This window comes from Streptomyces sp. NPDC037054 (genome assembly GCF_055606745.1).
In genome coordinates this window covers 361580-373250 of record NZ_JBVJSJ010000007.1, presented here as the reverse complement: position 1 = coordinate 373250, position 11671 = coordinate 361580, and the positions used below count along the sequence as shown (strand labels likewise).

Sequence of the window (11671 nt, the reverse complement as noted above, 5' to 3'; positions counted from 1 at the left end):
AGGGGCTGAGACGCATGCCGTACGACGTCGAGAAACCGGACGAGGAATGGCGCGCGGAGCTGAGCCCCGCCGAGTACGCCGTGCTGCGCCAGGCCGGCACCGAGCCCGCCTTCACCGGTGAGTACACCGACACCAGGACCGAGGGCGTCTACGCGTGCCGCGCCTGCGGCGCCGAACTGTTCACGTCCGACACGAAGTTCGAGTCCCACTGCGGCTGGCCGTCCTTCTTCGACCCGAAGGACACCGACGCGGTCGAACTCCGGGAGGACCGTTCCCACGGCATGGTCCGCACCGAGGTCCGCTGCGCCCGCTGCGGCTCCCACCTGGGACACGTCTTCAAGGGCGAGGGCTACCCGACGCCGACGGACCAGCGCTACTGCATCAACTCCATCTCCCTGCGCCTGACGCCGAAGAACGCCTGACGCGCCGTCGCCGCACCCCCTGCGCGCCCTTCGCCTACAGCACCTTCCTGCGCACCAGCAGGGAGAGCACCAGGGCGCCGGGCAGCAGGGGCACCCACACGGTCAGGACGCGGTACCCGACGACGGTGGCCGTGGCGGCCGTGAGCGGGGCGCCGAACGCGACCATGGTGAACACCAGCGCCGCGTCCACGGGGCCGATGCCGCCCGGCGCCGGCACGGCCCCCACCGCCGTACTGGCGACCAGCAGCGCGAGCACGGCCTGCGCCCAGGACAGCGGCAGCCCCAGCGAGAAGCCGACGCAGGCGATCACGGTGCCCTGCTGGACCGGCGTGAGCGCCGCACCACCCCACAGTGCGAGCACCCGGGCGGGCATGGTGTGCAGCCGCCGCGCGTCGGCGAGTGCGGTCCGCAGGAAGCCGACGACGGGCCGCCGCAGGCGCCGTACGGCGAACAGCACGAGGCAGACCGCCACCGCCCCGAGGCCCGCCCCGCCGAGAACGAGGACGAGGACCCGCCGCTCCGGGAGGAACCGGAACTCCCCGAGCCCCGGGGCCGCGCCGGGGAACGCGACCAGGAAGCCCACCAGCACGCACACCTTCGCGACGGGCCTGACCAGGGAGTACAGGGCGAGGGACGAGGTGGCGCGGGCGAGCGGGACGCCCTGGCGCTGGAGGAAGCGCAGGGTCACGGCGTGGGCGCCGATGCTCGCGGGCAGGACGTGATTGGCGGCGCCCGCGGCGAACTGCGACGCGAGCAGCGGACCCGGGGGCAGCTTCTCCGGCAGGGCGCCCTGCCGGACGCAGGCGGCGGCGACCCAGCCGAGGCAGGTGAACAGCAGGCCGGCGAGCAGCCACCAGGGGTCGGCCCCGGCGATCCGCGCGGCGCCGTCCCGCACGGTCTGCCAGTCGGCGGCGGCCCATCCCGCGACGAGCACCAGGGGCAGCAGTACGGGGACGTGGCGGGCGAGCCGGGGCAGGGAGCGGCGGGCGCCGGCGGCGGGGAGGGGCCGGGCGAGGGTGTCGGGCCGGGTGATGGCGTCGAGCGGGAGCAGGGACACGGCGACGTCGTCCTTCCACGTCACGTCCGGTGACTCGGGTGCGGACGTACGCATGGGGAGGCGGGCGGGGGAGGGGGACTGTGGTCCACCCTTTCCGCCCGGCATGACGGGCCGGTGTCCGCGAGCCGACGGGGCGCGGAGGAAACGGTGGCGGCGGGTGACGCCCGCCAGCCGGCGTCACCGGGTCAGCGAGGCGTGAGGAGGCAGAACTCGTTGCCCTCGGGGTCGGCCAGGACCGTCCAGTTGATCTCGGACTGGTCGATTCCCGGGTCGGTGGCGCCCAGCGCGCGCAGCCGGGCCTCCTCCGCCTTCATGTCGCCGTCGGGGTAGGGGCAGACGTCGAGGTGGACGCGGTTCCACACGCTCTTGGTGTCGGGGGTGCGGACGAACTCCAGGTAGGGGCCGACGCCTTGGGCGGATCGCATGGTCGCCAGGTCGTCGGTGACCTCGTGCAGCGTCCAGTCCATCGCGCTGTCCCAGAACCGGGCCATCGCCCGAGGGTCGGCGCAGTCGACCACCACCGCGGCGATCGGCCCGGTGTCCCGGTGGACGGGGCGGGGCTCCAGGACGCAGAACTCGTTGCCCTCCGGGTCGGCCATGACCGTCCAGGGGACGTCGCCCTGGCCCACGTCGGCGAGCGTCGCGCCGAGCTCCTTCAGGCGCGCGACCAGCTCCGCCTGATGGGCCGTCGAAGTGGTGGCCAGATCGAGGTGCACCCGGTTCTTCACCGTCTTGGGTTCCGGGCGGGCGATGAGATCGATGCAGACGGCCGTGGGGTCGGGATAGGAGAACCCCACGGGTTCGAGGTTGGTGACGCCGGGTCCCTCGCTGTCGACACCCCACCCGAGCGCCTCCGCCCAGAACCGCCCGAGCGCCGAGTCGTCATGGGCCTTCATGTTGATCTGCACGAGTCGCGTCGCCATGCCCCCGATCCTAGGCCGTGTCCGCGAAGCGGCGGGCGGACTCGCGACGCCCGGCACGCACGGCCTGCCCCTGGCTCCCGCCGCCGGCCCCGGCATCGGGGACCATCCTCAACTCCCGCAGCACTAGCGACGGACCGCCGTTGCCGCGGCCGGTGGGGGCGGGGTCAGGAGGCGGGGCGGGCAGGCGGTGCGCAGGTGCGGGCCGGGCTGGACGCCGGACTCGATGTCCGTGATCAGCCGGCGCAGGGCCGTCGCGCCGTGCGGGGCCGGGACGGCCGGGTCCAGCGACGCCAGGGCGCGGTGGGCGCGGTTCCGGGCCCGCCCGCCGTGGCCCGTGCGGTGGTCGACGAAGGCGCGCGCGTAGCGGGCGACCAGGCAGGCCCACGTGTCGTGCCGGATCCCCGGGTACCGCAGCGCGCGCCGGGCACTGCGGCGGGCCGCGCCGGGCGCGAACGCCGCCTGGGCGACCGCGCGGGCCGCCATGCTCAGCGCCGGCGACGGACCCCCGGGCGCGTACGGCGGGATCGTTTCCGCCGCTTCCCTGAAGTGCTCCGCGGCGGACCGCGCGTCGTCCGCGTGCAGCGCCAGCATCCCCTGCACGTGCGCGATGCGGCCCACCGTCGCGTCGTCGCCCGCCAGCACCGCCGCCGGCCACGCCCGCCCCAGCAGCGTCCGCGCGGTCTCCGGATCACCGGCCACCGCCAGCCACGCCGCCAGCCACAGTCCCCGGACCACGAGGGGATCGTCCGCGTCGCACAGCGGCAGCAGCCGCATCAGGTAGTCGCGTCCCTGCTCGACCCCGTCGTACACCGCCCACCAGAACCACAGGCTGACGACCACGTCCAGCGCCGCCTCCGCGTGCTCGGGGTGCTGCAGCGCGTACTCCACCATCGCGGTGACGTCGGCCAGTTCGTCCCGGACGAGGTGCACGGCCTGCGACTGGCAGCCGGTGCTCCACAGGTTCTCGGCGACGGACGCCGCCCGTCGGCAGTGCACCATCAGCCGCTCCACGGCCACCGGGAACTCCCCGGCCTCCCGCAGCCGTTCGGCGCCGAAGTCCCGGGCCGCCCGGCCCATCCGGTAGCGGGGCTGCCGCACACCCCCGGGATCCCCGACGGGCTCCAGCACCCCGATCGCCGCGAGCCGCGCCAGCGCCCCGGGCACGTCGTGCGGCGCGACGCCCCCGCCGGCGCACAGGAACACCGCGGTCCCCTCGGAGAACGGCCCGGCGAACGAGCTGGCCCGTCCCCACACCACCCGCAGCGTCCGGTCGCACAGCACGTAGCTCGAACCGACCGCCTCCCGCAGGGACCGGTGCCGGCGCAGCGGCGCGTGCGGGGCGGCCAGCCAGCACTGGTGGCGGCGCAGCAGCCGGGCCAGCTCGGTCGGCCGGTGCCGGTCCATCTGCGCGGCGGCGAGCTCGATCGCCAGCGGCACGCCCTCCAGGGTCGCGCAGATCCCGGCCACGGCGTCCAGCTCGGCGCCCTCGGCGTGGAACCCGTCGACCAGGGCCCGCGCCCGGGCGAGGAACAACTGAACGGCGGGCCCGCGCCCACCCGCACCGGTCTCGCCGCCCTCCCCGCCCTCCCCGTGCTCTGCGCCCTCTGTGTCCTCTGCGCCCTCGGCGTCCTCGGCGTCCTCGGCGTCCTCCGTCCGCAGCGGTGGCACTCGCAGCACCCGCTCGTCCCCCAGCCCCAGGGGCCGGCGTGCCGTCACCAGGACGCGCAGGTCCGGCACGGTCAGCAGCAGGCGCTGCACGAGCCCGACGCACTCTTCGTGCGCCGGGTCGACGTCGTCCATGAAGAGCAGGTTCCGCACGCCGGGCAGCCCACGGATCACCGTGTCGACGCCCACCGACTCGCGTCGCGGCCGCACCCCGGACACCGAGCGGACGACGGCGGCGGCGAGCGCGCCGGGCGCCGCCGGCCCCCGGCCCTGCCAGTGCACGCGTACGACGTGCTGCCAGGGCGCGTCGCGTGTCGCGGCCACGGCGGTGGCGGCCAGCCGGCTCTTGCCGATGCCGGCCGGGCCGGTGACCGTCACCAGACGGTGCTCGCGGAGCAGTTCTCGCAGGGTCTCCGACTCGGGGCCCCGGCCGACGAGGCCACCGAGTCCTTCCTCGCCGGACGCAGGCAGAACCTCGGGGCCGCCGATGCGTGTCCACACTTTCGTTGGTCTCCGTACCGTCTTCGGATCTTCGGCTGATTTGCAGAACCGTCACTGCTGCGGCGCCACGGGAACCCCAACGGCCCGGTCGGGTGCCGAGTGGCGCCGTGGGGCACGGGACCACTCATCACGAGGAACACCTGGACGGACATTCGATATCTGGTTGGCGGCAATTGTGGAGGTTCGATGTCAAGTAGCTCGATCGAGTTAACGAAAGGGAGGTAACGTCACTGCGGTGGCGTAGGTTGCGCTGCTGATTGTTGTGCTACCTGAACATAAGGAGAGAGGCTCCCAGTGAGTGACAAGAAGGAGCCGGGCGTTCTGGATGGCTTCAAGGCCTTCCTGATGCGTGGGAACGTGGTCGACCTGGCGGTGGCGGTGGTCATCGGTGCCGCCTTCACCAACATCGTCAACGCGGTGGTCAAGGGCGTCATCAACCCGCTCGTCGGCGCCATCGGGACGAAGAACCTCGACAGCTACAGCTCGTGTCTGAAGGGCCCCTGCGAGAAGGCGGCCGACGGCACGGTCACCAGTGGCGTGATGATCCTGTGGGGTTCGGTCCTCGGTGCCGCGCTCAGCTTCCTGATCACCGCTGCGGTGGTCTACTTCCTGATGGTCCTGCCGATGGCGAAGTACCTGGCCCGAGCCGAGGCCCGCCGCAAGGAGAAGGAGGGCGCGCAGGAGGTCATCGAGGTGACCGAGCTGCAGGTCCTCAAGGAGATCCGCGACAGCCTCGTCGCCCAGCGCGGCCCGGGCGGCTCCACCCGCGAATGACACCGGCCGCCCGCCGCGTCCCCCCGTCCTGCGCCCTCATCCGGTGCGCTGGGCCCGCACCCGGACCGGTGTCCCGAACCGGGCCGTGACCCCCGGCGAGTACAGGACGCTGACCGGCGGCCCCTGCACCGGCGGCAGTCCGGCCGCCCGGATCAGCCCGTCGTCGAGTCGGAGCAGTTCCGCGCGGTGCAGGGGCCACGGCTCGTGGTCGTTGGGCAGGTACAGGGTCCGGCCGTGCCAGGACACGTGCAGGCCCCACCGGGCGGTCAGGAACCGCTCCAGCGGCGAGGGATCCGCGACGGGCGCCCCGATGCGCACCTCGGCCCCGCTGCCCGGCCGCCCGCTCTCGCGCCGCCGGCACGCGTACGTGACCACGTCGTGCCGGCGGCGCAGCCGCATCGCCGCCCAGCGGTACGGCAGCCGCACCCCGAGCCGCCCGGCCAGCACCGGCAGCAGCCGCGCGGCGTCCATGGACAGGAAGAAGGCCCCGCGCCTGCCCTGGTCGTCCACCGAGTACAGCCGCACGTTCGTCTCGCAGAACGTGCCCAGGTACGGCACCGCCGGCCCGGCCGCCGGGCGCGTGCGGCGCACCACGAACGGGACCAGACCGACGTACGTCGCCCCGTCCAGGGTGTCGGGGCGGGTGCCGGCCGGCAGCAGCGCCGCCACCGCCGCCGGGTCCGCCGGCCAGTGCAGGAACGTCAGCTCGTGCCAGCCCTGCACCAGGGCGGGGCGCCGCACCGGACGCGGCGCGGACAGGGTGATCGGCTCGGCCCTCATGGCCGGTGTTCTAGCACGGGGCCCCGGGGCGGAGAACGGCGCCGGGACCCGGAAGGCCCACGCGGGGCTGCGTTCCGGGCGCCGGGCGGGCATGGTGGTGGCATGGAGCGACGCCCCCCTGTTGTCGTGTTCCCGCCCGCACCGGACGGCGGTCGGCGCGTGACGGTCCGCGACGAGGAGGCGGGCACCGCCTACGGCCTGTTCGACGTGATGGAGATCCTGCACGGCGCCGGGCTGCCCGCCGTCGACACCGCCGTGGACGACCCCGAGCTGATCGACTGGCGCGGAGGCGGCCCGTACGACTGGAGCGAGGGTTCGGCGGGCACCCGGTGAAGCGGAGCCTCGGCCGCCGGACCCCCGGTGGCGCGCTCACGCCACCGGCACCCGGCCGCTGACCCCCGCCCGGGGCGTATGCGTTCCGTCAGTGGCGCGGCCCCCGGGCCGTCCGCGTACGAGGCTGGTCACAGGACGTGCGCAGCCGGGCCCCGGCTGCCGTGGAGCTGACGAGGAGTCCGTCGTGCGCGCTCGGGATCTGGCGGTCGAATACGAGTCGGTGAGCGTCGACAGCGACGCCCTGGAGGCGGCCCGGATGATGGCCGAGCACAAGCTGCCCGGACTGCTGGTGCTCGACGAGCGGGGCGAGCCGAAGGCGATCCTGCCCGCCTCCCAGATGGTGAAGGTGCTGGTCCCCGCCTACGTCGTCGAGGACCCGACCCTCGCGGCGGTCGTCGACGAGCCGCACGCCGACCGGCTCTGCCAGGCGCTGGCCGGCCGGCGCGTGGGGGACTGCCTGTCCGGACAGCCGACGAAGCCGCCGATCGCCGAGCCCGACGACACGGCGCTGGAGGTGGCGGCGCTGATGGCCCGGGTGCGCAGCCCGCTGGTGGCGGTGGCGGAGACGGCCAAGGACGGCACCCACCTGCTCGGCGTGATCACCGCCTCCCACCTCCTGCACGAACTGCTCAGCGCGGCGGGGGAGGTGCGGCGGGACTGACCCCGGTCAGGCCAGCGCGAAGTACCGCAGCCAGACGTAGCCCATCGCCAGCAGCACCGTGACGGCCGTGACGATCAGGCCGTACTTGGTGAACTGCCAGAAGGAGATCGGCTGCCGGTTGCGCTCGGCGATGCCCAGCACCACCACGTTGGCGCTCGCGCCGATCGCCGTGGCGTTGCCGCCGAGGTCCGCGCCGAGCGCCAGGGCCCACCACATCACGTGGTCGCTGCCGCCGCCCATGCCCTCGACGAGGTCGCTGGTGATGGGCGCCATGGTCGCGACGTACGGGATGTTGTCGACGATGCCGGACAGCACGGCGGAGGCGCTCAGCAGGAGCATCGAGCCGCCGAACTCGTTGTCGCCGATCAGGCCGGCCAGCGACTTGGAGACCTCGCCGATCACGCCGGTCTCGATGAGGCCGCCGATCATGATGAACAGGCCGGCGAAGAACGCCAGCGTCGGCCACTCCACCTCGCCGAGGACCTCGCCGGTCTGCGCCTTCGAGATCGTGATCAGCAGACCCGCGCCGAGCAGGGCGACGACGCTGGGCTCGTAGTGCAGCACCGGGTGCAGCACGAAACCGGCCACCACCAGGGCCAGCACCACCAGGCCCTGGATCAGCATGCGGTGGTCCTTGATGGCCTCCCGCTCCTCCAGCGCCATGATCTCGGCGGCGCGGTCCTCGTTGTAGACGAAGGACTTGCGGAACAGCACGCGGCACAACAGCACCAGGACGACCAGCAGGACGGCGACCAGCGGCGCCAGGTGCACGAGGAAGTCGTTGAAGGTCATGCCCGCGCGGCTGGCGATGATGATGTTGGGCGGGTCGCCGACCAGCGTCGCGGTGCCGCCGATGTTCGACGCCATCACCTCGGCGATCAGGAACGGGGTCGCGGGCAGCGCCAGGCGCTCGCACACCAGCAGCGTCACCGGGGCGATCAGCAGGACCGTGGTCACGTTGTCCAGCAGCGCCGAGGCCACCGCCGTGATCACGACCAGCATGGCCATCACCCGGAAGGGCTTGGCGCGGGCCCGCTTCACCGACCAGATGGCCAGGTACTCGAACATGCCGGTCCGCTTCAGCACGCCGACGATCATCATCATGCCGAGCAGCAGGAAGATGACGTTCCAGTCGACGCCGCTGTGCTCCGAGTAGAACGCCGACTTGTCGTCGGTGGCGCCGAGCGCCAGCATCAGGGCGGCGCCGCCGAGGGCGACGGCCACGCGGTGGATCTTCTCGCTGATGATCAACGCGTAGGCGCCGACGAAGACGACGAGGGCGGCCCAGCTGTGCCAGTCGTTCACGATCCTCCGCTGCGGTTTGCGCCGACCGGCGGCTCGCGCGGCTGCCGGTCGGAGAAGAGACCTGTCCCTTGTTCGCCGACCAGGCTTCCCGGCACACCGCGGGGAACCTTACCTGTTCCCGACGCGACGGAGACAGCGGCTCCTGGCGCGGCGGCGCCGGTCAGCGTCCCGGCGTCGTGCGGTGGTGCGCGCCGCGCGCGTGCAGCAGCCGGGCGACGACCGTGCCGAGCGCCGCGGCGGCGAGGAGGACGACGAACCGCGCCGCGTCGGGATGCCCGTCCCAGCTGAGCCGGCCGCGCGGCGCCACCGCGAAGTTGTTGAGGAACATCCAGCACACGACCGCGATGCCCGGCGCCGCCTGGAACCGGGCGGGCAGCCCCAGCACCACCGCGAGCACGCTCAGCGCCGCGAGCGCCACGGACGAACTGGCCAGCCCGCCCGCCACGCCCAGCACCGTCACCAGCACCAGGGAGCCGACGAACGCCGCCAGCCACACGAACGGCGTCGCCACCGGTTCGGGAACGGGCCGCACCCGGGCACCCCGCAGCGGCCGCCACCGCACCATCCCCGCTCCTTCCGCCGTCCGCCGGCCGGCGGCCCACGCGGACGCCGGTGCGAAAATCCTGCCATGCGCTCGGGCGGGCCGCTCCGGCGTCGTTCCCGGCCGGTTCGGCCGGTTCGGGCGGCTCGGCGCGGGCCGGGTCGGTTCAGGCCGGGTCAGCTCAGGTCGGCGAACGCCTCCACCGCGTGCGTCTTGCCGGTCACGACGATGACATCGCCCCGCTCGACGACGGTCTCGGCCGTGGCGTACGTGAAGTCCTCGCCGGGGCGCTTGATGCCGACGACGGTCACGCCGAACCGGCTGCGGACCTGGCTCGTGCCGAGCGGGACGCCCGTCGCGATGTCCGGGGCGACCGTCTTGACCAGGGCGTAGTCGTCGTCGAACTCGATGAAGTCCAGCATCCGGCCGGTGACCAGGTGGGCCACGCGCTCGCCCATCTCGTGCTCGGGCAGCACCACGTGGTGCACGCCGAGGCGCTCCAGGATCTGGCCGTGCTGGCGGCTGATGGCCTTCGCCCAGATGTTGGGCACCTCGGCGTCCAGCAGGTTGGAGCTCACCAGCATCGACGCCTCGATGTCGGTGCCGATGGCGACCACCGCGCTGGTGAACTCGTTGACGCCGAGCTGGCGCAGCGTCTCGGCGTCGGTGCAGTCGGCGACGGCGGCGTGCGTGAGCTCGTCGCTGTACTTCTGCACCAGGCGTGCGTCGGTGTCCAGACCGAGCACGTCCCAGCCGCGCCGCATCAGCTCGCCCGCGAGGGACGAACCGAAGCGGCCCAGGCCGATCACGGCCACCCGCTGATCGGCGGACTCGCGGACGTGGGTCTCGGCGAGGCGCTTGCGGCGCCGCCGACGCAGGGAATGCAGGACGTTAGCCAATGACGGGTCGCTCCTCGGGCAGTTCGTAGCGGCGGGTGCGCTCGCGCAGCGCGAGCGCCGAGACCAGGGTGATGGGACCGAGGCGGCCCACGAACATGAGCCCCACCAGCAGCAGTTGGCCGGCCGCGGGGATGTCGGCGGTGATGCCGGTCGACAGGCCGACCGTCGCGAACGCGGACACCACCTCGAACAGCACCGCGTCCAGCGGCTGGTGGGTGATCGTCAGCAGGGCCAGCGTCGCCGCCATCACCAGGCCGATGCCCAGCAGGGCCACGGTCAGCGCCTGCCGCAGCACGTGCGGGCCGAGCCGGCGGCCCAGTACCGACGACGTCGGCTCGCCCCGCACCTCGGCCAGCATCGCCGCGGCCAGCACCGCGAAGGTGGTCACCTTGATGCCGCCCGCGGTGCCCGCGCTGCCGCCGCCGATGAACATCAGCACGCACGTCATCAGCAGCGTCGACGCGTGCAGGGCGCCGACGTCGACCGCGTTGAAGCCGGCGGTGCGGCTCATCGTCGAGTGGAAGAAGCCGTTCAGCACCTTGCCGAACACCGAGTGCGGGCCGAGCGTGCCCGGGTTGGACCACTCCAGCGCGCACGTCAGCACGGTCCCGGCGACCAGCAGGACGGCCGTGGTGATGAGCGTGAGCTTGGTGTGCAGGGTGAACCGGCGGCGGCCGGTGGTGCGTTTGCGGTGCCGGTGCCGCAGCAGCTCCAGCAGCACCGGGAAGCCGATGCCGCCCAGGATCACCGCGACCGAGACCGGCAGGGTGACCCAGGCGTCGGCGGCGTACCGCGTCAGGCTGTCCGCGTGCAGGCCGAAACCGGCGTTGTTGAAGGCCGACACGGCGTGGAACCCGCCCATGTACACGGCGTCGCCGATGCTGTGGCCGTAGCCGTAGCGGAACCGCAGCGCCAGCGTCGCGCCGACCGCCAGCTCCACGATCAGGGTGGTGCCGGCGACGCCGAGCAGCACCCGGCGCACCTCGCCGATGCCGAGGCTCCTGGTCTCGGCCTGCGCCGTCAGCTGCATGCGCAGCCTGAGCCGGCCCGACATCAGCAGCGCCAGCAGCGAGGCCAGCGTCATGATGCCGAAGCCGCCGACCTGGATCAGCACGAGGACGACGCCCTGCCCGAAGCCGCTCCAGTACGTCCCCGTGTCCACGACCGCGAGGCCCGTCACGCACACCGCCGACGTGGCCGTGAACAGCGCGGTCACGAAGCCGGTCGCGGAGCCGTCCTCGGCGGCGAGCGGCAGCGTCAGCAGCGTCGCGCCGACCAGCACCACCACCGCGAACGCCACCACGACGGCCCGCGCGGGATGGGCGACGAGCAGGGCGGTGCCCGACCGCACGCGGCTCAGCAGCGCCGACGTCACGGCCACCTCCCACCTGTTCCCATGCCCGTTCCGCGGGGCCCGTCAAGATCCGGCCGCACACCCTACCCGCCGATCCGCCGGGCCGTCCCGCGCCGCTCCGGGGCTCTCGTCCGCGCAGGTGGCGGCGGGCCGACGCGGAACGTCAGAGACTCGTCAAGGCCGGGCGGGCGGCCGTATGGGGCACGTCAACGGCGGCCGATCCGGGCGGGAACGGGCGTTCCATCGTGACGTCCGCACACGACCGAAACCCCTCCAGGAGCTCCCGATGGCCGACGTGGCCTTCGTCGTCACCACGATCGCGGTGTTCGCGCTGGTGGTCCTCATAGCCAAGGCGGTGGGGAAGCTGTGACCGCCGAGAACGCCGTCGGCCTGACCGTGGCCGTCGCCCTGCTGGGCTTCCTCGTCCTCGCCCTGATCTTCCCGGAGAGGTTCTGA

General features: G+C 73.4%; 14 protein-coding genes. 6 read left to right on the top strand and 8 right to left on the bottom strand.

Going from position 1 to position 11671, the window contains the following annotated elements; genetic code table 11:
* Nucleotides 1-14 precede the first annotated feature (14 nt).
* Entirely contained in the window at nucleotides 15-422 is a 408-nt protein-coding gene (gene msrB, locus ACZ7D7_RS19555) for a peptide-methionine (R)-S-oxide reductase MsrB (RefSeq protein WP_470825721.1), read from the top strand.
* A 34-nt stretch (nucleotides 423-456) separates the two neighbouring features.
* Here msrB and ACZ7D7_RS19550 read toward each other — a convergent pair whose 3' ends face one another.
* From ACZ7D7_RS19550 to ACZ7D7_RS19540, 3 genes are all read right to left on the bottom strand, one after another.
* Nucleotides 457-1479 (bottom strand): lysylphosphatidylglycerol synthase transmembrane domain-containing protein, encoded by a 1023-nt coding sequence (locus ACZ7D7_RS19550; protein ID WP_470825854.1) that lies wholly within the window; start codon nucleotides 1477-1479, stop codon nucleotides 457-459.
* A gap of 185 nt (nucleotides 1480-1664) precedes the next feature.
* Complete coding sequence (locus ACZ7D7_RS19545; protein WP_470825720.1) at nucleotides 1665-2402, bottom strand: VOC family protein; 738 nt, start codon at nucleotides 2400-2402, stop codon at nucleotides 1665-1667.
* A gap of 123 nt (nucleotides 2403-2525) precedes the next feature.
* Nucleotides 2526-4568 carry an ATP-binding protein gene (locus ACZ7D7_RS19540; protein WP_470825719.1) on the bottom strand — a complete coding sequence of 681 codons (2043 nt, stop codon included), beginning with the start codon at nucleotides 4566-4568 and terminating at the stop codon, nucleotides 2526-2528.
* Nucleotides 4569-4862: 294 nt separating this feature from the next.
* On the opposite strand from ACZ7D7_RS19540, the gene mscL reads away from it, so the two are divergent.
* A complete protein-coding gene (mscL, locus tag ACZ7D7_RS19535) occupies nucleotides 4863-5342 on the top strand; it encodes a large conductance mechanosensitive channel protein MscL (RefSeq protein ID WP_470825718.1) in 480 nt (159 codons plus the stop codon).
* A gap of 36 nt (nucleotides 5343-5378) precedes the next feature.
* Here the strand turns inward: mscL and ACZ7D7_RS19530 are convergent, their stop codons facing one another.
* The gene (locus ACZ7D7_RS19530) at nucleotides 5379-6122 is read right to left on the bottom strand and encodes a YqjF family protein (protein WP_470825717.1); all 744 of its coding nucleotides are present in this window, start codon (nucleotides 6120-6122) and stop codon (nucleotides 5379-5381) included.
* A gap of 102 nt (nucleotides 6123-6224) precedes the next feature.
* Between ACZ7D7_RS19530 and ACZ7D7_RS19525 the strand changes: the two genes are divergently transcribed.
* Both ACZ7D7_RS19525 and ACZ7D7_RS19520 read left to right on the top strand, forming a co-directional pair.
* A complete protein-coding gene (locus ACZ7D7_RS19525; protein ID WP_470825716.1) occupies nucleotides 6225-6455 on the top strand; it encodes a hypothetical protein in 231 nt (76 codons plus the stop codon).
* A gap of 184 nt (nucleotides 6456-6639) precedes the next feature.
* Nucleotides 6640-7116: a CBS domain-containing protein gene (locus ACZ7D7_RS19520; protein ID WP_470825715.1), complete on the top strand. Its 477-nt coding sequence runs from the start codon at nucleotides 6640-6642 to the stop codon at nucleotides 7114-7116.
* 6 nt (nucleotides 7117-7122) lie between these two features.
* Here the strand turns inward: ACZ7D7_RS19520 and ACZ7D7_RS19515 are convergent, their stop codons facing one another.
* The 4 genes from ACZ7D7_RS19515 to ACZ7D7_RS19500 all read right to left on the bottom strand — a co-directional run bounded on the left by ACZ7D7_RS19515 (nucleotide 7123) and on the right by ACZ7D7_RS19500 (nucleotide 11236).
* A complete protein-coding gene (locus ACZ7D7_RS19515; RefSeq protein ID WP_470825714.1) occupies nucleotides 7123-8421 on the bottom strand; it encodes an ArsB/NhaD family transporter in 1299 nt (432 codons plus the stop codon).
* 160 nt (nucleotides 8422-8581) lie between these two features.
* Nucleotides 8582-8986 carry a hypothetical protein gene (locus tag ACZ7D7_RS19510; protein ID WP_470825713.1) on the bottom strand — a complete coding sequence of 135 codons (405 nt, stop codon included), beginning with the start codon at nucleotides 8984-8986 and terminating at the stop codon, nucleotides 8582-8584.
* Nucleotides 8987-9138: 152 nt separating this feature from the next.
* On the bottom strand, nucleotides 9139-9861 hold the full coding sequence (locus ACZ7D7_RS19505) for a potassium channel family protein (RefSeq protein WP_470825712.1): 723 nt from the start codon (nucleotides 9859-9861) through the stop codon (nucleotides 9139-9141).
* Nucleotides 9854-11236, bottom strand: a complete 1383-nt coding sequence (locus ACZ7D7_RS19500) for a TrkH family potassium uptake protein (protein ID WP_470825711.1) — start codon at nucleotides 11234-11236, stop codon at nucleotides 9854-9856. The genes ACZ7D7_RS19505 and ACZ7D7_RS19500 overlap by 8 nt, the downstream gene beginning before the upstream one ends.
* A gap of 175 nt (nucleotides 11237-11411) precedes the next feature.
* Between ACZ7D7_RS19500 and ACZ7D7_RS19495 the strand changes: the two genes are divergently transcribed.
* Complete coding sequence (locus ACZ7D7_RS19495) at nucleotides 11412-11585, top strand: hypothetical protein (protein ID WP_470825710.1); 174 nt, start codon at nucleotides 11412-11414, stop codon at nucleotides 11583-11585.
* Complete coding sequence (gene kdpF / locus ACZ7D7_RS19490) at nucleotides 11582-11671, top strand: K(+)-transporting ATPase subunit F (protein WP_470825709.1); 90 nt, start codon at nucleotides 11582-11584, stop codon at nucleotides 11669-11671. The genes ACZ7D7_RS19495 and kdpF overlap by 4 nt, the downstream gene beginning before the upstream one ends.